The 21969-nt window shown below is 37.9% G+C and carries 17 protein-coding genes, 1 pseudogene and 1 other annotated feature; of the genes and pseudogenes, 10 read left to right on the top strand and 8 right to left on the bottom strand.

What is annotated here, in order from left to right; genetic code table 11:
* Positions 1-379 precede the first annotated feature (379 nt).
* From rluB to rnm, 3 genes are all read right to left on the bottom strand, one after another.
* Complete coding sequence (gene rluB / locus PR834_RS01800; RefSeq protein WP_036958116.1) at positions 380-1297, bottom strand: 23S rRNA pseudouridine(2605) synthase RluB; 918 nt, start codon at positions 1295-1297, stop codon at positions 380-382.
* A 200-nt stretch (positions 1298-1497) separates the two neighbouring features.
* A complete protein-coding gene (locus tag PR834_RS01795; protein ID WP_036957701.1) occupies positions 1498-2118 on the bottom strand; it encodes an L-threonylcarbamoyladenylate synthase in 621 nt (206 codons plus the stop codon).
* Between the two features lie 146 nt (positions 2119-2264).
* Positions 2265-3164 carry an RNase RNM gene (gene rnm / locus PR834_RS01790; RefSeq protein WP_405127817.1) on the bottom strand — a complete coding sequence of 300 codons (900 nt, stop codon included), beginning with the start codon at positions 3162-3164 and terminating at the stop codon, positions 2265-2267.
* A 139-nt stretch (positions 3165-3303) separates the two neighbouring features.
* Positions 3304-3405: a sequence feature (Trp leader region), on the top strand.
* A gap of 26 nt (positions 3406-3431) precedes the next feature.
* Here rnm and PR834_RS01785 point away from each other — a divergent pair.
* The 7 genes and pseudogenes from PR834_RS01785 to PR834_RS01750 all read left to right on the top strand — a co-directional run bounded on the left by PR834_RS01785 (position 3432) and on the right by PR834_RS01750 (position 14935).
* Complete coding sequence (locus tag PR834_RS01785) at positions 3432-5006, top strand: anthranilate synthase component 1 (protein ID WP_096863782.1); 1575 nt, start codon at positions 3432-3434, stop codon at positions 5004-5006.
* Positions 5006-6640 (top strand): annotated as a pseudogene (trpD, locus tag PR834_RS20410) (bifunctional anthranilate synthase glutamate amidotransferase component TrpG/anthranilate phosphoribosyltransferase TrpD). The gene PR834_RS01785 and the pseudogene trpD overlap by 1 nt, the downstream one beginning before the upstream one ends.
* 1 nt (position 6641) lies before the next feature.
* Complete coding sequence (gene trpCF, locus PR834_RS01770; RefSeq protein ID WP_153673375.1) at positions 6642-8033, top strand: bifunctional indole-3-glycerol-phosphate synthase TrpC/phosphoribosylanthranilate isomerase TrpF; 1392 nt, start codon at positions 6642-6644, stop codon at positions 8031-8033.
* A gap of 47 nt (positions 8034-8080) precedes the next feature.
* Positions 8081-9271 carry a tryptophan synthase subunit beta gene (gene trpB, locus PR834_RS01765; RefSeq protein WP_094960531.1) on the top strand — a complete coding sequence of 397 codons (1191 nt, stop codon included), beginning with the start codon at positions 8081-8083 and terminating at the stop codon, positions 9269-9271.
* On the top strand, positions 9271-10077 hold the full coding sequence (trpA, locus tag PR834_RS01760; RefSeq protein ID WP_112307129.1) for a tryptophan synthase subunit alpha: 807 nt from the start codon (positions 9271-9273) through the stop codon (positions 10075-10077). Before trpB ends, trpA begins: the two co-directional genes overlap by 1 nt.
* A gap of 493 nt (positions 10078-10570) precedes the next feature.
* Positions 10571-12718: a two-partner secretion domain-containing protein gene (locus tag PR834_RS01755; protein ID WP_112307130.1), complete on the top strand. Its 2148-nt coding sequence runs from the start codon at positions 10571-10573 to the stop codon at positions 12716-12718.
* A gap of 534 nt (positions 12719-13252) precedes the next feature.
* Positions 13253-14935, top strand: coding sequence for a ShlB/FhaC/HecB family hemolysin secretion/activation protein (locus PR834_RS01750; protein WP_004254154.1), 1683 nt, complete (start codon positions 13253-13255; stop codon positions 14933-14935).
* 341 nt (positions 14936-15276) lie between these two features.
* On the opposite strand, the gene ompW is transcribed toward PR834_RS01750, so the two are convergent.
* A complete protein-coding gene (ompW, locus tag PR834_RS01745) occupies positions 15277-15912 on the bottom strand; it encodes an outer membrane protein OmpW (protein ID WP_004911104.1) in 636 nt (211 codons plus the stop codon).
* A 404-nt stretch (positions 15913-16316) separates the two neighbouring features.
* On the opposite strand from ompW, the gene PR834_RS01740 reads away from it, so the two are divergent.
* On the top strand, positions 16317-17069 hold the full coding sequence (locus PR834_RS01740) for a YciC family protein (protein ID WP_096863786.1): 753 nt from the start codon (positions 16317-16319) through the stop codon (positions 17067-17069).
* A gap of 49 nt (positions 17070-17118) precedes the next feature.
* Here PR834_RS01740 and PR834_RS01735 read toward each other — a convergent pair whose 3' ends face one another.
* Entirely contained in the window at positions 17119-18921 is a 1803-nt protein-coding gene (locus PR834_RS01735) for a SulP family inorganic anion transporter (RefSeq protein ID WP_196724934.1), read from the bottom strand.
* Positions 18922-19146: 225 nt separating this feature from the next.
* On the opposite strand from PR834_RS01735, the gene PR834_RS01730 reads away from it, so the two are divergent.
* Entirely contained in the window at positions 19147-19704 is a 558-nt protein-coding gene (locus tag PR834_RS01730; RefSeq protein ID WP_004254142.1) for a septation protein A, read from the top strand.
* A 59-nt stretch (positions 19705-19763) separates the two neighbouring features.
* Here PR834_RS01730 and PR834_RS01725 read toward each other — a convergent pair whose 3' ends face one another.
* Positions 19764-19961, bottom strand: a complete 198-nt coding sequence (locus PR834_RS01725; protein ID WP_004254139.1) for a YqaE/Pmp3 family membrane protein — start codon at positions 19959-19961, stop codon at positions 19764-19766.
* Between the two features lie 290 nt (positions 19962-20251).
* On the opposite strand from PR834_RS01725, the gene yciA reads away from it, so the two are divergent.
* On the top strand, positions 20252-20686 hold the full coding sequence (yciA, locus tag PR834_RS01720; protein ID WP_004254136.1) for an acyl-CoA thioester hydrolase YciA: 435 nt from the start codon (positions 20252-20254) through the stop codon (positions 20684-20686).
* 82 nt (positions 20687-20768) lie between these two features.
* On the opposite strand, the gene PR834_RS01715 is transcribed toward yciA, so the two are convergent.
* Positions 20769-21488, bottom strand: coding sequence for a TonB family protein (locus tag PR834_RS01715; RefSeq protein WP_036957695.1), 720 nt, complete (start codon positions 21486-21488; stop codon positions 20769-20771).
* Between the two features lie 127 nt (positions 21489-21615).
* Positions 21616-21789, bottom strand: a complete 174-nt coding sequence (locus PR834_RS01710) for a YciY family protein (RefSeq protein ID WP_004254127.1) — start codon at positions 21787-21789, stop codon at positions 21616-21618.
* Between the last annotated feature and the right edge of the window lie 180 nt (positions 21790-21969).

Raw genomic sequence — 21969 nt, 5'->3', positions numbered from 1 at the left:
CAGGTTTATCCACTTAAACCATTCTTTATTTATCTGGATAAACTGGGTAAGTAATAGGTTTATCTGTAAATTTATCTTTATTATCAGTTAGCAACCCAACATTTTGTGAGTTACATCTCATAAGAATGGGCATACTAAGACTTTTTATTACATTAAAATGAGACAAACATCTCATAAACATTATCTATTATTAATAGGTTTCATAATAATGTGAACTAGACCATTAATTTTCTAATTATCTATGTGGCATATAACTATTACTGAAAGATGAATTTATAAGATTGGTGATTACTGGAGTGGATGATTATTGGCGTGATCACATAAAAAAACGCAGAGAAATTACGCTCTGCGTTTTTATACTGAATAAAGAATAGCAAATTTAGATGCGAGTACGACGTTTCGCTGTTGGTCTTGATGATTGACGTTTTGATGCCGGACGCGATGCGACTTGTGTATGGCGTTTAACCGCACGGCGAATTTGGTTTGCTTTAATGCGACGTTGATCGCGCTCAACCGCAACCTTACTTTCCGTTTCCACCGGCAGTTCCACCAGCTCACGGAGATAGTTGGTTTGCTCTAAACCAAGTTCCGTCCATCCTCCACGCGGTAAGCCTTTAGGTAAGTCGATATCACCATAACGCACACGGATTAAACGGCTGACTTGTACACCAACAGATTCCCAAAGGCGACGAACTTCGCGGTTACGTCCTTCAGTTAAGGTGACATTAAACCATTGGTTCATCCCTTCTCCGCCACGGTAAGAAACCGTTTTAAAAGAGGCTGGGCCATCTTCCAACTGTACACCTTGTGTTAATTGACGAATTTTTGCATCGTTAATTTCACCAAACACACGCACTGCATATTCACGTTCAACTTCACGGCTAGGGTGCATTAAACGGTTAGCGAGCTCACCGTCTGTTGTGAATAACAATAAACCACTAGTGTTAACATCCAAACGGCCAACAGCAATCCACCGCGCCCCTGTTAACCGTGGTAAACGGTTAAAAACAGTTGGACGCCCTTCAGGATCATGACGTGTGCATAACTCACCTTCTGGCTTGTAGTAAGCCATTACACGACAGATTTCCTTTTCAGGCTCTTTGATTGCTAATAAACGACCATCTAAACGAATTTTTGTTGCTGGTGTGACTTCAACACGGTCCCCTAGTGTAGCAATTTTGCCATCAACACTAATACGACCCGCTTGCAGGAATGTTTCGATTTCTCGACGAGAACCATGCCCTGAACGAGCAAGGATTTTCTGTAATTTTTCAGTTTTTTGCGGTTTTACGCTCATGTAACCCTCTGCTGTCGCCTTCACAGGCGTCAAATATCTTTTTGGCGCGCTATTTTTGCCGCGCCAAACAATAATGAATTTGAAAACCCGCGCATTATACACAGGTTTGTCCTGAACCCCTATTACTTATCTGTATATTGCACATTCAATACAATTTTAGTTAGTTCAGTACTGAATCTTAAGCTTCGATATATTTATACCTACTCAAAAGGCGTTGGATCCCCTGTTCCGACTCGCGCCACAACAGGCGTATCATCAGTAAAGTCAATCACAGTTGTTGGTTTTTGCCCAATATAACCACCATGTATCACCAAATCGACTTGTTTATCGAGTAAATCACGGATTTCCTCAGGGTCTGATTGAGTGAAATCATCGCCTGGCATAATCAAACTAGTTGACATCAAAGGTTCACCAACAGCTTCGAGTAAATCTCGAGCTATCGGGTTCGACGGTACACGTAAACCAATAGTTTTACGTTTTTCATTCATTAAACGCCGTGGAACTTCTTTCGTTGCCCGCAAAATAAAGGTGTAATTACCTGGTGTATTATTTTTAATTAAACGGAAGACAGTGTTATCAACATGCGCATAATTCGATAGCTCAGAGAGATCTCTGCACATTAATGTGAAATTATGGTTAGCATCAAGCTGACGAATCCGACAGATACGTTGTAAAGCATCTTTTTCTTCTAAACGGCATCCAATGGCATATCCTGAATCTGTAGGATAAACAATCACTCCGCCTTTATTTAAAATTTCAACACTCTGGCTAATAAGTCTTGCCTGAGGATTGTCCGGATGGATATAAAAAAACTGGCTCATACATACCTCTAATTTTTGGGTATCGACAGCATCACCCGGCAAAAATACCTATAAATGCTACTATCTTTGAATTCCATAAGATGACTTACTCATTAATAAATCATCACTTATAATAATTATTTTACACTGCATTATTAATACATCAATTAATTAGCTGTTTTTACTGTATCCCAAAGTGTCCAAACAGCCTTGTCATCATCGGGCAACCATAAATTTCTGCCAAGCTCTATCCAAGAGCAAGGTCGATGAAAATCTGAACCAACGGATGTATACAAATTAGCATTATTGGCTAATTCTGCTAAATATTGCTTTTCATTTGGCGGTTGCTGGCAGTGAGAAACCTCCATAGCATCACCACCGCACTGTTTAAAATACGCAACCAACCGTTTTAACCATTTATTGGATAATTGATATTTAGACGGATGCGCTAATACCGCAATTCCCCCTGCGGCATGGATTGCGTCAATTGAGTCTTGAATTGTGCACCACTTCGCAGGCACATACCCTGTTTTCCCTTTCGATAAAAAACGTTTAAATACATTATTAATCGTTTTTTCTTTACCTATTTTCACAATATATTGTGCAAAATGTGCCCGCGTTACCTGCCCACCACCAGAAATACGTTGTGCATTTTCCCATGCATCGTCAATGCCTGCTTTTTGTAACCGCCTGCCCATCTCAATACCACGCTCTAAACGATGCTCAGATTGTGTTTTTAACAATTGAACCATCGCGGGATGTGAAGGCGAAAAATTTAAGCCCACTATATGTATTTCAATATTCTCCCAAAGTGTCGAAATTTCAACGCCATTGACTAGCTCAATTGGCCGCTCATGTTCAGCAAGATAGCGGCGAGCCTCTAATACACCTTCACAGGTATCGTGGTCGGTAATCGCTAAAATATTAACCCCTTTTTCCACTGCACGTTCGATTAACTCAGCAGGAGTGAGGTCACCATCCGAAGCATTCGTATGGCTATGTAAGTCATAGCGAGTCACTAATGGCGACGAGGCTGTCGGCATATTGATATCTTCTCCTATTTCCATGAAAAACTATTTTTCCTAATAAATTAATAAAGTCCTTGACATAAATAGTGCGATCCAGTTAACTAGTACGCAAGACAGCTAAAGCTAAAAATAATCAGTTTATCCAGTGAGGCATACAATGACTTTATTAAACTTATCAAATCGTTGGTGGCGTGACTTCCCAAATTGGGCGGAAGCCGCACGCGCATAGTTATTGTATGTTTCAGTGCCAAACCCGCCCTTCCTAGGCGGGTTTTTTTATGTCAAAAATTAGCGTAAGGCAACATAATGAACGAACAAAACACCACATTAGCACATTTTAAGTATCTGGATAGCCCAATTAATTATCAGCCTGACCCAACATTATTATTTAATCATTTGTGTCATCAAGTTCCATCAACAATGCTGTTGGAATCCGCTGAAATTAATAATAAAGCCAACTTACAAAGCTTGTTGATTGTCAACAGCGCGCTACGTATTCGTGCTTTTGGCCAGCAAGTTGAAATAGAAGCGTTGACGCCAAATGGCCAGGCCTTATTACCTAAACTGTTAGCTCAATTAACAGATTTAATCATGCATCATAGCATGCAAGAAAATAGTTTGACGGTAACGTTCAGCCAGCCTGCACAAGATTTAGACGAAGATAGCCGCCTGAAGGCTGCATCTAGCTTAGACGTTTTACGTGCACTACCCGCTCTTGCACAAGCCTATTCCACAAAACCTGAAAATCTGTTTGTTGGTGGGTTGTTTGCTTATGATTTAGTCGCGAGCTTTGAAGATTTACCCAAGGTAAATACCGTTAATCACTGCCCTGATTACTGTTTTTTTGTTGCTGAGCATTATTTAGTGATCGACCATCAAAATCAGGCTGCACGCCTAAAAAGTTGCCTATTTACGCAAAATGAGCAAGATGTCGAAACAGTTACGCAGCGTCACGCACAAATTATCGCTTCGTGCCGTCCATTCTTGCCAGCACTTCCTTTAGCAACTGCGCCTGAATTTGCCGTCTCGGTAAACAAAAATGACCCAGAATATGGGGAAATTGTCACCTCACTAAAAGAAGCCATATACCGTGGGGATATTTTTCAGGTTGTGCCTTCTCGTAAATTTACGATGCCGTGCTCACATCCCTTAATTGCGTACCAAAAACTCAAAGTACAAAACCCAAGTCCTTACATGTTCTACATGCAAGATGACGCATTTACACTCTTTGGGGCTTCCCCCGAAAGCGCACTCAAATATGCGACAGCAAATCGCAAAGTAGAAATTTATCCAATCGCCGGAACCCGCCCTCGTGGACGAAATGCCCAAGGTGAATTAGACCTTGATTTAGATAGCCGAATTGAGCTTTCCATGCGTTCTGATGAGAAAGAGCTTGCTGAGCACATCATGCTCGTTGACTTAGCACGTAACGATTTAGCACGTATTTGTGAAGCAGGTAGCCGTTATGTTGCCAACCTAACTAAAGTTGACCGCTATTCTTTCGTGATGCATTTGGTTTCTCATGTCGTGGGAACATTACGCCAAGATTTAGATGTTTTTCATGCATATCAAGCCTGTATGAATATGGGAACGTTAACGGGTGCACCAAAAGTAAAAGCAATGCAGCTGATTGCGCAATATGAACAAGAGCGCCGAGGATCATACGGGGGGGCTGTAGGATATTTTCAAGGAAATGGTGATTTTGATACTTGCATCGTTATTCGCTCCGCCTACGTAGAAAATGGCATTGCCACTGTACAAGCGGGAGGTGGTGTCGTTCTAGACTCCATACCTCAAGCAGAAGCAGATGAAACCCGTAATAAAGCACGTGCTGTGATCCGTGCAATTGCCCAAGCACACCAAGTTAAGGAGTTATTCTAATGGCGAATATTTTACTGCTCGATAACGTTGACTCCTTTACTTATAACCTGGTAGACCAACTACGTGCGGGTGGACATCAGGTGGTTATTTATCGCAATACCGTCAGTGCAGAACATATTTTATCTGTATTAAATCAAATGGTTTCACCTATTTTAGTCTTATCACCCGGTCCAGGAAAACCTAGTGAAGCAGGTTCAATGCCAGAAATATTGATGCGCGTAAAAGGCAAAATTCCTGTTATCGGTATTTGCTTAGGTCACCAAGCTATTGTTGAGGCCTATGGTGGAACTGTCTCTGCTGCAGGTGAAATTTTGCATGGTAAATCCTCAATAGCCACACATGATGGATTAGCCATGTTTAACCACCTTGAAAACCCAATATCAGTGGCTCGCTACCACTCTCTTGTTGGTAGCCAAATTCCGAAGAGCTTGACCATTTGTGCCCAGTCAAATGGCATGGTCATGGCTGTACGTAATGATAGCGATAGAGTTTGTGGATTCCAATTTCACCCAGAATCCATTTTAACAACCCAAGGTGAACAGTTGTTAGAAAACACCGTGGCATGGGCTCTTTCTACTCCCAATGCAATCGAATCCACTCATTCGCACTAACGGAATACTAAAGAGCCAATTATGCAAAATATTTATGATAAATTATTTAAAGCGCAGCCGCTAACTCAACAAGAAAGCCAGTACTTGTTTAATGCCATTATTCAAGGTGAATTAACAGAACCTCAGTTAGCCGCTGTGTTAATCAGTATGAAAATGCGTGGCGAACAACCACAAGAAATTGCGGGTGCCGCTCTAGCTTGTTTAGAAAATGCACAACCCTTTCCCCGCCCTGACTACCTATTCAGTGATATTGTTGGTACAGGGGGAGATGGTGCAAATAGTATTAATATTTCAACAGCAAGTGCCTTTGTTGCTGCTGAATGTGGTATTAAAGTAGCCAAACATGGTAATCGTAGTGTTTCGAGCCGTTCAGGTTCTTCAGATTTACTGGCTGCTTTTGGTATCGCTCTTGATCTCAGTGCGCAAAGCGCTCGTGACGCATTAGATGAGCTTGGTGTTTGTTTTTTATTTGCACCGCAATACCATAGTGGTTTCCGCCATGCGGCCCCTGTACGCACTCAATTGAAAACCCGAACGTTATTTAATGTATTGGGGCCATTAATTAATCCAGCTCGTCCGCCAATTGCCCTTATCGGTGTTTACCAAGAATCATTAGTAAAACCGGTGTCTGAAACATTACAGATGCTTGGTTTCACCCGTGCAGCTGTGGTACACAGTGGAGGGATGGATGAGGTTTCATTACATGCAGTAACTCAAGTCGCTGAGTTAAAAGATGGCAAAGTACAACATTACCAATTAACTGCAGATGATTTTGGGCTAGCACCGTATCAATTACGTGACTTAGAAGGCGGAACACCAGATGAAAACCGCTTATTACTTAGTAACTTGCTTCAAGGCCATGGGCAAGCTGCTCACGAAGCTGCTGTAGCGGCCAATGTCGCCATGTTGATGCGTATTAATGGCCATGAAGACTTAAAACAAAACAGCGAACACGCACTCGCAATTATTCGTAGCGGTAAAGCATTTGACCGCGTCACAGCACTCGCGGCAAGGAACCAATAAAATGAAAGCGACAGTCTTACAAAAAATTGTTGATGATAAAGTTGATTATTTAATCGAACGCAAAGCCAAGCAGCCATTAGAAAGCTTTATTGCTGGTATTCAACCTAGCCAGCGTAGTTTCTATAACGCACTAAGCGCAAAACGCCCTGTATTTATTTTAGAGTGCAAAAAAGCATCGCCTTCAAAGGGGTTGATTCGTGCTGACTTCGACCCCGCTGTGATAGCTAAAACTTATGCGCCCTACGCATCCGCGATTTCCGTTCTTACTGATGAAAAATATTTTCAAGGGAATATGGATTACTTAACGATTGTCAGTAATACCGTAAAACAACCCGTGTTATGCAAAGATTTTATCATTGACCCATACCAAATCTACCTTGCACGTTACTACCAAGCGGATGCCATTTTACTCATGTTATCTGTCTTAAATGATGATGAATATAAAGCGTTAGCAGAAGTCGCTCATCAACTTAATATGGGAATATTAACGGAAGTCAGTAATGAGGAAGAATTAGAGAGAGCAATTCGGTTACAAGCCAAGGTTGTTGGTATCAATAACCGTGATTTACGTGACCTTTCTATTGATTTAAACCGAACTCGTGAACTCGCACCCCGCTTAGCGCAGGGTACCATTGTGATCAGTGAGTCAGGTATTCATCAACACCAACATATTCAGTCGCTGAAACAATTTGCGAATGGTTTTTTAATCGGTAGCGCCTTAATGGAGCAAGCTGACCTAGATAAAGCCATTCGAAACTTGTTAGTGGGAGAACATAAAGTCTGTGGTTTAACCCGCGAGCAAGATGCAAAAGCCGCATTTGAAGCGGGAGCACACTATGGTGGATTAATTTTTGCTGAAACTTCCCCTAGAAAAGTGACATTGTCACAAGCGCAGAATATCATCCATGCAGCGCCTTTAAAATATGTCGGTGTTTTCCGCAATCAGTCCGCGGATTTTGTTGCCCATATCGCCAAGCAACTTGCATTATCTGCGGTACAATTACATGGTGAAGAAGATACTTCTTATATCAATACGTTAAAAACATTTTTACCAAACTACTGTGAAGTTTGGAAGGCGCTTGATATGTCACGAACAACTCTAAATGACTACGACACACAAGGTATTGATGTGTTATTGCTGGATAATGGCTCTGGTGGTACTGGCAAAACCTTCGATTGGTCAGCAATCCCCTCGTCCACAACACAGAAATTAATGATAGCGGGGGGGCTTACCCCTGATAACTGCTTAGACGCAGCTAAGTTACTGTGCAACGGATTAGACTTTAATTCAGGGGTTGAAATTGAACCGGGTATAAAAAGTCAACAAAAAATAAATTTGGTGTTGTCAACGTTGTTAGCCAAATCAACGGCTCATCAATACACAACGAAATGAAAGACTCCAACACCAATTAATGTAACTGATAAAATGGACAATAAATAATGAGCAAATTAGATCCGTATTTTGGCGAGTTTGGTGGGCAATATGTCCCAGAAATTCTTATTCCTGCATTAAACCAATTAGAAGACGCGTTTATCGACGCACAGAATGATGATGAATTTATTCGTGAGTTTCACGACTTACTAAAAAACTATGCAGGTCGCCCTACTGCGCTAACGTTATGTAAAAATCTAACCGCAGGTACAAAAACAAAATTATATTTAAAGCGAGAAGATTTACTGCACGGCGGTGCCCATAAGACTAACCAAGTGTTAGGCCAAGCACTACTTGCTAAGCGAATGGGAAAAACTGAAATAATTGCAGAAACAGGCGCTGGGCAGCACGGCGTTGCGACAGCACTGGCTTGTGCATTACTGAACATGAAATGCCGTATTTATATGGGCGCCAAAGATGTAGAACGCCAGTCTCCCAATGTATTTCGAATGAAATTAATGGGCGCTGAAGTTATTCCAGTTTACAGCGGTTCAGCCACATTGAAAGATGCCTGTAATGAAGCATTAAGGGACTGGTCTGGCAGCTATGATAAAGCTCATTATTTATTAGGAACCGCGGCGGGGCCACACCCTTACCCAACAATTGTACGTGAGTTCCAACGTATGATTGGTGATGAAGCAAAACAACAAATTCTCGAAAAAGAAGGCCGTTTACCTGATGCTGTCGTTGCCTGTATTGGTGGTGGTTCAAATGCAATCGGCTTATTTGCCTCTTTTATTCCAGAAGAAGATGTGAAACTAATCGGTGTGGAACCTGCTGGATTAGGTATTGAATCCGGCCAACATGGTGCCCCGTTAAAACATGGCCGTGTCGGGATTTATTTCGGTATGAAATCGCCAATGATGCAAACCAATGAAGGTCAAATTGAAGAATCCTATTCTATCTCTGCAGGATTAGATTTTCCATCTGTTGGCCCTCAGCATGCCCATTTAAACAGTATCGGTCGTGCTGAATATGTTTCCATTACTGATGACGAAGCCTTAAATGCTTTTAAATTATTATCACGTAAAGAAGGGATTATTCCTGCATTAGAATCATCTCATGCACTCGCTTATGCATTAAAAATGGCAGAGCAAGAACCTAATAAAGAACAGTTATTAATCGTCAATTTGTCTGGCCGTGGTGATAAAGATATTTTTACGGTACATGATATTTTAGCCAGCAAAGGAGAAATCTAATGGAACGCTACACCCAACTTTTTGAACGTTTAGCTCAGAATAACCAAGGCGCATTTGTTCCATTTGTCACTTTAGGTGACCCAGATGCTGAGTTATCATTAAAAATTGTCGATGCTTTGATTGCTGGTGGTGCTGATGCATTAGAGATTGGTATTCCATTTTCTGATCCACTGGCAGATGGCCCAACTATCCAAAATGCAAATTTGCGTGCATTTGAAAGTGAAATTACCCCAACAATTTGTTTCGAACTACTCCGTCGTATTCGAGAAAAACACCCTACTATTCCTATTGGCTTATTAGTCTATGCAAATTTAGTTTTTACGAATGGTATTGAAAATTTTTATATTCGCTGCGAAAAAGCAGGTGTTGATTCTGTATTAGTTGCAGATGTCCCTATGTCTGAATCAAAACCATTTCGCGAAGCGGCGCTAGCTCACAATATTGCACCCATTTTTATTTGCCCACCAAATGCTAATGATGAGCTACTGCAACAGATCGGGAAATATAGCCAAGGTTATACTTATTTATTATCTCGTGCAGGCGTGACAGGTACTGAAAAAAGAGCAGAAATGCCATTGACTCACTTATTGAGTCAATTAAACCAATATAAAGCGGCTCCCGCCCTACAAGGTTTTGGAATATCAGAACCTGAGCAAGTCGAAGAAGCGATTAAAAATGGTGCTGCAGGCGCAATTTCAGGTTCAGCTGTGGTTAAAATTATTGAAAATAACCTACATCGCCCTGACGTTATGCTTAAATCATTAACTGAATTCGTTGCAAAAATGAAAGCAGCAACACAAAAATAGATAAGGAATAAATAGTAATCAAGTCATATTTAAAATTAATGGCTTGGTTACTTAAAATTATAAAAAATAGTCTTAAATAAACTTTACCTAGCCTTCTATAATTAAATTTCAAACCAATTTAAATATAATAGATATCAATTAACTATTAATTAGCTATTGATTAAATATCTAAAATTTAATAATCATAATATTTACTAATCGAATCCATTAATATAAAAAATAATACTTACGTATTTACACACTGGTAAATCCCCCTATCAAATCCACAGCAGAGTAAACCTTATCTATTGATTTTACTAACAATAATCAGTCACTAAATATAAAACACCATTTATATCAGAATATAATTATTTTAAGCTATTTGCACCCGTATGATTCAACTTAAGTACAATTAAATTTTAATAAAAACAAATATCACGGATAATCTTCATGCTTTAATGGAATTTTATTTAGCTATTTTTAATTTTATCTATAGTCTATTTTAGGGATATTTATGAAACAGCCTACCACTCATCCTATGATGAAAATCAAACCACTCTTTTTAAGTGTATCTGTTATTTTAGGGTCAATATCTGTTGCTCACGGCGCCGTTGTTAATACAAATGGTGCTGGTGTAATAAATCAAAGTAATGGCCCGACTATCGTTCATATTAAAGGAGCTAGTGACAAAGGTGTCTCACATAACATTTATAGCCAATTTGATGTTGACCAAAAAGGGGTTATTTTAAATAATAGCGCAACAAATACGAATACCAGTTTAGGCGGACAAATCAATGGAAACCTAAATTTAAATAATGGTAATGGCCCTGCAAAAGTCATTTTGAATGAAGTTAATTCATATAAGGCAAGTACCCTAGGCGGAATGATTGAAGTTGCAGGTGATAAAGCACAAGTTATCGTTGCTAACGCATCTGGTATCACATGTAATAATTGTGGTTTTATCAACACAGACCGAGTAACTCTAACAACGGGTAAACCAATTGTTGCTGGCGGTGAAGTTCTTGGCTATAACGTTGAAAAAGGCCAAATTATTATTAATAGCCGCTTAAAATCAGACTCCCCGACGGATATCATCGCTCGTTCTGCGGTGATCCAAGGTGATATCCACGCTAAAGAAATTAATGTCGTCGCAGGTAATAACTTTGTCGATGCCAAAGGTAATTTCGTGACTAAAGTTCAAGGCGTTGGAAATGCAACTCGAATTGGTGTCGATGTAGCCGCCATGGGTGGTATGTATGCTGACAAAATTACCTTAATTTCAACTGAAAGTGGAACTGGTGTTTCCAATAACGGAAACCTAGCTGCCGGAATCGGTGGAGTTAATATTGATTCAACTGGCTTAGTGTATAACCAACGCGGAAAAGTAAATGCCAATGGAAACATCAATATAAAAACCAATGGGTTATATAATAATTCCACTATTATAGCTAATGGCGATGTTGATATTGATTCTCAAAGATTAGTTCTAAGTAATGTGAATGGACAGATTAAGTCTAATGGCGGTAATCTCAAACTCGCTTCAGCTTCGAGTATTGATAACCGAAATGGTATTGTCCATGCTCAAAAAGACATGAATATCTCAACTGCAAATGTTGTTAATACTAATGGTTCAATCAAAACTAATAGTGGAAATATTGCAATCCGTGCAACAGGCAAGATTGATAATAACTATACCTTACGTAGTAATGTTGTTAATGCAGACGAACGAGGAATTCGAGCAGGTGGTAATGGTAGTTTAACTATAGAAACAACCACCCTAGCAAACGATAACTCAACATTATTAGGTCGTGATATTACAATAAATGCTCGTAATACTGTCACTAATAATAATAACTCTCAAATTTCAGCAAAAAGAAGAATCGATATAGATACTATTACGTTACAAAATAGTAACTCATTGATTAAATCTAACAATGGCCCAATCAATATCACCTTGGGAAGTAACCTAGTAAATAATGGTTATTCTTCAATTGATAGTGGAAAAGCCTTAAATATTAATGCTCATGTTGTTAATAACCAAGGTTCACTAATTTCTGGTGCAGGTAAGTCCAAGTTTGATGTGTATTCCCTTAACAACCAATATGGTTTTATCAAAGGAAATAATATAGACATTAAAGCAACTTACTTAAACAACCTCAGAGGTTTAATTTCTGCTGATTCTAATGTCGTAGTTAATGCAACAACTGTAGATAACAGCTATGCTAGCGGTTTTAATGCTTATGCTAGCAAATACGGTGTTTCCGGCCAAACGGGTGGTATTTATACCAAAGATGGTTCTATTACTATCAAAGCAAATGGCATAAATAACAACTCTGGTGTGATTGTTTCAGATGCACAGGAAAAGGCTGGAAATAAAGGCGATATTAATATTACACTAAGAAATGACCTTGATAACCGTAGCGGAAAAATTCAAGGTGCTAATGATGTCAATTTAGATCTTAATAAGCTAGATAATACCAAATCAGGTTCAATTCATGCTGGCAAAGATTTAAACATTGATGCCTTTACTCGCGTAGATAATAACACTGGACGCTTAAGTTCAATGAACAAAACTACGATTACAAGTCCTATAATTTACAATAGCCCTACTGGACAAATCCTAGGTTCAATGATTGTTTTAAATACACCTTATTATTATTAATTAGGTCAAATAAGGAGGCTACTAGCCTCCTTATTTTATTACGCCAATATGGAGTGATATTAAAATAGTATACACCATTATTTTAATATCATTGACAAACCTTAAAGCTTTCTAATGTTTACTTATTTTTAAAGCAAGACAAAATAGTTTAACTCTAAGTAAAAAAACTTATTTAATCTAATTTAGAGTATTTACTAGGCATTGATTTCATTAAGAATTAATCAAACCACCAAAGATTAAATTATATTAGTTATATTTTCAGTAGTAATCCCCAAAAGCATTTACACTAACTCAATCAATTTAATTAATTTTTATTTATTATAAATTTAACGCATAATTAAATTATATAAAATAAGAAAATTAACAATAGGTTTGTTATAGGGATATACATGTACTCATTTCAAAACAAAGGACTGATGGAGATTAAACAAGAAAATTCTGATGTATTTAATTAATAAATAATTATATCGGCAATTTATTAGTCTTTATATCATAAAAATAACTTTAATCTTTATTAAAATTAATGTGGTGCACATGAATTTTCGATTTATTTTTTTATTATCAACTTTAACTTCTTTGCCTTTAGCTGCATCAGCTAATACCGCACAAATTATTGACCAACAAATTAATAACCAAGCTAGCCAAGATCGTTCTCGCCAACAACAGACTCAATTAGAAGCTAAAGATGCCTTAGGTAAAACTAGAGAGCGTTCAAATAATATTTTAGTTTTTGATGATGAGAAAGATTGTTTTCAAATGAAACAGGTTATCTTACTCTCTGAGCCTAAACTCCCTTCTATGCGACCTCTAGAAGCTTATGCAAACCAAGTTGTTGGTGTATGCATTGGTATTAATGGCGTTGAAACTTTAGCAAAGGGCTTACAAGATAAAATAATTAAATCAGGCTATGTCACAACACGAGTTAATATTCCAGAACAAAACATCAGTGAGGGTATTTTAACGCTTCAGATTATTCCAGGTAAAGTTGCGAATGTAAAACTTGCAGAAGGTAGCGACACCTATATTACATTAGGTGCGATTATGCCTGCTAAAGAAGGGGATATTCTGAATATTCGTGACATCGAACAAGGCTTAGAGAACCTTGAGCGGATACCTGGTGCTAAAGTGAATATAGAGCTAGCACCGGGTAAAGAGTTTTCCACATCTGATATTTCCATACAAAGAGAAAAATCATCTCACTTTAACGTAGGTGGATATTACAATAACTCAGGAAGCCGCCAAACGGGTAAAGATCAAGTCGGAGTGACTTTGTATGCTAACAATTTAACGAGTTTAAACGACACAATATATGTTTCAGCAGGAAAAAATTTAAAAAACCAAGCCCGCTACAGCACCAGTAATACTGCAATTTATTATGCCGTACCCTACAACTACTGGCTTTTTTCATTGTATGCAAGCAAAAGCGACTATAAACAAACTATTAATGACTCCGTATTTAGCTATAAGTATTATGGTGATAGTAAATATTATAATGCTACGGCGAGTAATGTTTTCTTGCGTGGGCAAACGTTCAAAGACACTGCATCAATTCAATTAATTAAAAGAAAATCAAAATATAAATTAGAGGATGTCGCCCTACTTTCCCAACAACGTGACCTTACCAGCCTTAAGCTCGGTGTTAGCCACCGTCAAAACATCAATAATTCAACTATCGATGCTTCAATATATTACCAACGTAATGTACCTTGGTTTGGTGCCGAAGAAAGCTGGGATATGAAATATGGTGATGTCAGCAAAATGAGCCGTGTTTATACTGCCGATATTTCAGGAATGTTCCCCTTCGCCTTTGACAATTTTATTATGAGTTATAATCCACAACTGTTTATACAATACTCACGAGACCGCTTAACCATTCAAGATCAATTTTCGTTAGGTAACCGTTGGACGGTTCGTGGTTTTGACGAAGAATTTTCCCTAATAGGTGACAAAGGTTTTTACTTACGCAATGAGTTTAACTTTTATATTCCTGGCTTCTCCATCTATCCATACTATGCTCTTGACTATGGACGTGTATTCGGCGGTGTTTATCCGTTAGGTCTCTATTCTGATGACCAATTATTAGGAATGGCTATAGGCATGAGAGGTAATGTTAATATATTTAGTTATGACTTATTCTTAGGTGCCCCACTTTATAAGCCGGATGAATATGAAACCAGTAGCGTCAATGCTGGGTTAAACGTGCAATGGTTTTGGTAATTTAATATTGTAAATTTGAATAATATCTTAAAGCTGAATACGCCACTGTATTCGGCTTTTTTATTTCAAGGTAATTAGTCTTAATATTTTTATTTTTTTATTAATTACCCTAAATAAAGATAATCAATAAGTACCTTTACTTTATTATCACTCTATAACACTAATTAATATATTATAAATATCATTATCATGATTTGTTTCTTTATGATGACCATTTGTTAAATATATGTTCAAGCTTAATGGTAATTGAAAAATCCGAGAATACGAATATTCTCGGATTTCCTACTTCTCTCTAGTCCTTCAGAATTCAGGTATTACCTGTATTGCATCCTATCAAATTCTTAGAAACGGTAACCCGCACCGAACATAAATACAAATGGGTCTAAACGAGTATCGATTTTGTGTGTGTCATTACCCGCTTTAAATTTCACATCTGTTTCAATATTCATCCACCAAACAGAGGCGTTTAACATCCAGTTATCAGTCAGCATGTAGTCCATACCTGCTTGCGCCGCAAAGCCCCAAGAGCTTGATAAATCAAGATCTGATAAACCGTTAGTTTTCCCTGTTGAGTTAAATTTCTCATCAAAGAAGAAGGTGTAGTTAACACCAGCACCTAAATAAGGACGTAATTTATCTTCTTTACTACCAAAATAATATTGCGCCATTAAAGTTGGTGGTAAATGTTTAACAGTTGCAATTGTACCTAAAGGCCCTACGCCAACTTTATGTTCAAACGGAGTTGCTGCTAATAATTCCACTCCGATATTATCAGTGATCATATACCCAAACGTTAAACCTAATTGAGTATTGTTATTAACATCAAATGAACCTAAACCTAATACATTTTCAGAACCCGCATTTGGACGTACCGTTGCAGTACCTGTACGGAAAATAAAGTCGCCAGCTTCATGAGCAATAGAAACTGCTGGAGCTAAAGTTGCAGCAGCTAATACAAGCGCAGTGAGTTTTTTCATTATCAATCCCATTCCTATGTTTTTATTTTAGGAAAATATACCGTATTATTTAAATTGATGTTCAAATCAAGATCACATCTTTTACTAATTTATAGGTAAACCAATAAATATGGATTTATTATTTCATTTATTGTTTTTTTATTTTTGATTTAAATCAATTTTTATAAAGTAACTAACAAAATAAAAATTTGATTTCTAAATATAGATATTTATTTCAAAACTTAAACATGCATAAAAAATACAATTTATATAAATTCATTTCTTGGGTTAATTACATTCGATCATCATGAGCAATATATTTTTCTTAACCTCCCGAATTTTCTTATCTTTCTCTACCTCTAGGCGTGATACTCAGTTACAATTAGATTAAAATTTTGATCCCGTTTGTAGATAGGAGCAGTGTCATGTCCATTTCGGCCAACTCACTCATCAGTGATAGTATCAATTTCTTTAAAAACCAATTGAGTGGCCTCCTCACCATTGTGCTCTTAGCCACCGTGGTAAGCCTTGTCATCTATGCGATGATGATCCCTAGTGAACAGATGATAGGTGTTCTTGCTCAAGCACAAAGTAAAATGATTGAATCTGGTAATTCGGGGTTACAAGACTGGATTCTAAATCTATCTGAAGAAGATAAAAGTAGTATTTTGCGCGTTTCTTTTGGATTGATTCTCTCAGTCACTCTTGGCAGTTTGTTCCTTATTTGTGGCACATTATCCTATATCTCAGGGATGTCTCGTGGCGAAGATATGACAGGGCTTCAAGCGATAACATCATCACTGAACAAAGCGCCTTCTATGTTTCTTCTGTTGGTCGTTTGCTCGCTGCTTATCCAATTAGGCATCACAATTATGGTTCTACCTGGTATCGTGCTAGCCATTGGTTTTTCCTTAGCGCCAGCAATTTTAATGACAGAAAACACCAACCCATTTAGTGCGATGGGAAAAAGCTGGAAATTGGCTTATGCAAATTGGCGTGTCGCTTTACCGATGATTTTAATTTGGATGGCCGTTCAAATGCTTATCAGTGTTCTATTGGGTAACCTTAATATGAATCATATTGCGATTAATGGTATCTCCTTTTTACTCAATAATGTTGTAGCCGCATTTGCTTTAATTTACTTTTATCGTTTATATATGCTAATCACAAAAAATTGATCTCGCTGATAAAAAGGTATCATTTGATACCTTTTTATTTACGTTATTTTTAAACTTTATCTGAGTTAATATTCGTTGGTCCTATTCGATTTTCGCAATCATATTCTAATGAGCCTGGGTCCTTCCCACTCTCTTGTGTCTTTCTTTCTTCCACACATTTCATTTGAATTTGCTGCTTACTTTGAATTAAACGGATCGCAAAATAAATATCCGGTACCACCAATAAATCATCATCTGAACGGTTGATTTTATTTTGTTCTAACCAACGATTAAGAGAAGTTCTACGCCCAGCTAATACCAAAGTCACCCCTTTCGCCTTCAAAGATGTCACAATATCATTCAATGTGGAAAATACGCTCACATCATTATGCGTAAAGCTGACAGCAGCATCAACAATCACCCAAGCGGGTCTTTTACGTTGATTATCTAAATGTTTATTTAACCGTTCTTTAAAGTAATTCACATTAAAATAGGTAAGCGGAGAATTGAAACGATAAATTAGGACGCCATCAACTTCTTGAATATCATTCTCTGATGTCATCGAGTGCAACATACCATGCTCATCAACGCCTAATAGTTGATCTGTTGGCCTAAATATAATTCGGATAAACTGTAATAAACCTAATAAAACGGCTAAACCTACCCCACTAATCAAACCAACTACCAACACTGCGCATAAAGTAAAAACACATAAGAAAAAAGCTTCTCTATTGCGTTTACGCATTGATAAAATACTGCGGAAACTGAGCAAGGAATAAGTTGAAATAATTAAAACCATCCCTAAAGCAGGCATAGGGATATATTCCAATAAATTCATAGAAAAAAGTAAAACAGCTAAGATGGTCACCGCGGCAACGAGGGAAACCAACTGTGTTTTCCCTCCCATCATATCATTAACTGCTGTACGGCTGCTCGCAGCACTCACTGCAAAACCTTGACCAAAAGCAGAAGCAATATTTGCCATCCCTAACGCTCTTAATTCTTGGTCTGCATCCACGGTATAGCCATTTTTGCTTGCAAAACTTCGCGCTGTCATCATAAAGCTTACAAAGCTAATCACTGCTAAGTTTAATGATGGAATGACAAGATCTCTGAGTAACCCTGGTGGAAAATCTGGCATAGGTATATAAGGAAGTCCTTCACCTAAATCCCCAACCGTGCTAATGCCATATTGCTCAAGATTAAATAGAATACTGGCTGCTGTAGCCAAAACCATTGCAATTAATAGGGACGGCCACTTACTCCTTACTCGCTTAATCACTAAGGTGATTACCAATGTTGCAATAGCCACTAATAATGTCGGAATATGCGTTTCCATTAGCACTAATGGAAACGCTATTAAGCGTTCAATAAACCCTGAAGGTAAAGTCGTAATACCAAATATTTTACTGATTTGGCTGACTATAATCGTAAGAGCAACCCCATTTAATAAACCTTGCAATATCGGTCTCGATAAAAAATCAGCAAAGGTACCTAAACGAAACTTTGCTGCAATCAAGCACCAAACCCCAGTCATAAAACTCATGACAATAATCAGTTGCCAACGAACGGTTTCATCCCCCATTGCGAGTGGTGCGACTGCGGCTGCAATTACAGCACATGTTGCGGCATCAGGCCCAATAATCAATTGTTTTGACGTCCCAAATAACGCATAGAAAAACATCGGTAAAATACATGAGTATAATCCGACAATGGCATTCACCCCCATTAATTCGGCATAGGCAATAGCCACTGGCAAAGCAACTGCAGCGACAGACAAACCCGCTTTAATATCAGGGCCTAAGTCTGTACGTTGATAGTTAAATAGCGTTTTTAAACCTGGCATCCAGACAAATAGCTTTGCCTTTATCATGGGAGAAAAGTACCTATAAATTAGCAAGTTAAATTATTTTATGTATTACTTATATCCGAACTAATAAAGTTTATCTAGAAGTAAGTCAAATAATCGTAAAATAGTGCAAATATGATTGGTAACAAAACATGTTTATTGGTAAAAAGGTGCAAACTTTTAACAATTAAAGCCAAAATCGGTTAAACTACTCCATTATCTTTACGTTGAGGCGCTGTATTCACTGTTATGAAACAACTTATTGATTTTATTCCTTTGGTAATCTTTTTTATAGTCTATAAAAGATACGATATTTTCTATGCGAGTGGCGCACTAATGGTTACCACTCCCTTAGCGTTATTAGCAACCTACCTTATTTATAAAAAAGTTGAGAAAGTTGCAAAAATCACCTGTGCAATTGTGATGAGTTTTGCTGCGTTAACCCTTATTTTCCACAGTGATGCATTTATTAAATGGAAAGTCACTATCATCTATGCTGCGTTTGCTGGCGCATTACTCTTTAGCCAATGGTTTACTGAAAAGCCCCTAATTCAGCGCATGTTAGGCAGTAATCAAGAAATAAAATTAGCAGATAGTTATTGGAACAAACTCAATAGTGCATGGGCAATATTCTTTATTTTCTGCGCATTACTAAACATTTATGTTGCTTTCTGGATGGCGCAAGATATTTGGGTGAATTTCAAAGTCTTTGGTCTGACAGCGGGAACATTAATATTTACAGTACTGAGTGTGGTCTATATTTTTAAAAATATGGTTAAAGAGCCTGCAGAAAAACACGAAGAATAATTAAAAATTAGAGTTAAAAACCTGCTAATTGTCTATCGATTAGCAGGTTTTTTTTCTTATTAATAGCGCTTGTCACCAAATGCTTTTTCAATTTTTTTATCTGTATTGTACTGTGATAATGCGTATACCGACCATATGGCAGCGGGTAGCCAACCAATTAACGTGATCTGTAGAATTAAGCAAATGACCCCAGCAAAGGGGCGCCCTATCGTAAAAAATTGCAACCAAGGTAATAATATTGCCAGTAACAATCTCATTTCATACCTCTAAATTAATCAATAAAATTTATATTATTGATTATAGCCAATTCAATCAACTGACTAAATATAAAAAACACTTCTTGCTTTTTCTTTGCAAAAGTTGATCTTTTTACCAAGAATTAGACGCTGTTTATTAATAATGGGTACCATATTTGTCTTATTTTTGCAGCAATTCAATCAAATAGCTATTATCAATCAATAACTGTATGGTTCAGGTTTACTATTGCATATGTAATTTGTTATAAATGCAAAATCAAAAGTAATAACCCTTTTAATAAGAGTCAGATATGCAATTGCCGAACGGTGAGTTGGTTTTACGTACATTAGCCATGCCCGCAGATACTAATGCGAATGGTGATATTTTTGGTGGCTGGTTAATGTCACAAATGGACATTGGTGGGGCTATCTTAGCAAAAGAAATAGCGCTCGGACGAGTTGTTACTGTGGCAGTTAATGGCATTAAGTTTCAAAAGCCCGTTGCAGTTGGTGATGTTGTTTGCTGCTATGCACGTTGCTTAAAAACAGGAAAAAGCTCAATTACCATTAATATTGAAGTTTGGGTAAAAAAAGTCGCAACGGAGCCTGTTGGGCAACGTTATCGTGCTACTGATGCGGTATTTACTTATGTCGCAGTTAATGATGATAGTACCTCACGTTCATTACCCAAAGAAAAACAACATTTTCAGTTAGCGAGTTCAGATCAAAAAACTAACGAAGCATAAGTTTTTTGCTCCACTCATTATGTAAAAACTAAAAAGCACCATCATTGCTGTGGTGCTTTTTTATACAACCTAATGTTAACCATTAGACTTGGCTAACAGTGCCATCTAATTTGAAATAAATTTCAGTCACGTAGCCTTTTGCAGGTTGCTTTTCAAAAGTCCAACGGTTCATTGCACGTTTAACATCCCGCTCGAATAAACCTTTAGGTGAGGCTTCGACAAATTCAATATTTGTCACTCGTCCACCATCATCAATATCATAACGAACTTTCACATATCCTTCTTTACCTAAGCGACGCGCGCGTTCAGGATAGGAAGGAGCTTGTTTATGCAGAGCCCTCGGGCCGCCCTTCTTAGTCGATTGACTATTACTTGCCCCTGTATTGTTTGCAGTTTTAATTGGACTGTTATTCGTTTTCGGCGCAGTAACGTCTGATTTAAGATTATTCATCGCCAATTGCTTTTCAACTGGCTTAACATCTTCTTTAATTTTTTTCTTTTCTTCCTGTTTTGGCTTAGGCTTTTTCTTTACCTCAGGTTTCTTCTTAGGTAATGCAATAACAGGTTCAACTACCGGTTCGGGTTCAGGTTCTATAACGGGCTCTGGTTCTGGCTCTACCGGTGTTTCAACCTGCTCAACGGGCTCAGAAGCAGGTTCAGGGGCGGCAAAAGCAATCATAGAAATCGTCAATGGTTCAGGGTCTCTGACCAAGTTAGGTTGATTAAAAATCCATGCCATTGCAAGACCCGCATGAATAGATAATGAAACGACGATAATTAAAGTCCAACGCATCCAACGCATATGCAATTTCTACCCTACACCTGTCTACCAAAAAAGAATATGACTGATAGTTTAAATGCAAATAGCAATCATATTCAATAAGGTTTGTCATACAAAGTGAAAAATGTGAGTGTACGCTGTAATAACCTTACTCAATCCATTGGGTAAAAAGCAGGGAATGCCGACGATGGTAAATGTCAATTTTACGCATTGCATAGATGCGCATGTTTCGCCTTGAATGCCCTTCTAGCCAGCGTCTACGGCGACGTAGGGATTGTCTTAACATACGCCAACGCCCTACTTCATGCCTACTACGTCTCATTTAATTGTGTCCTTTTATCGTCTAAAAATTATTAGAAAAAAATATTATATTCCTTTGAAAAAAAGAACCAAGAGGAACTTTTTATGTCATTTCGGTGCACTGCCTTTAATTTCATGATGATAAAATCAATTAACAAAACTATTTTTCCTAACAAATTACTCTATTTCACGAAGCTTTTAC

Source organism: Providencia sp. PROV182 (genome assembly GCF_028480325.1).
GTDB classification, from domain to species: Bacteria; Pseudomonadota; Gammaproteobacteria; order Enterobacterales; family Enterobacteriaceae; genus Providencia; species Providencia hangzhouensis.
The sequence above is the reverse complement of the archived record's forward strand: the minus strand, read 5'-3'. Positions and strand labels throughout refer to the sequence as shown.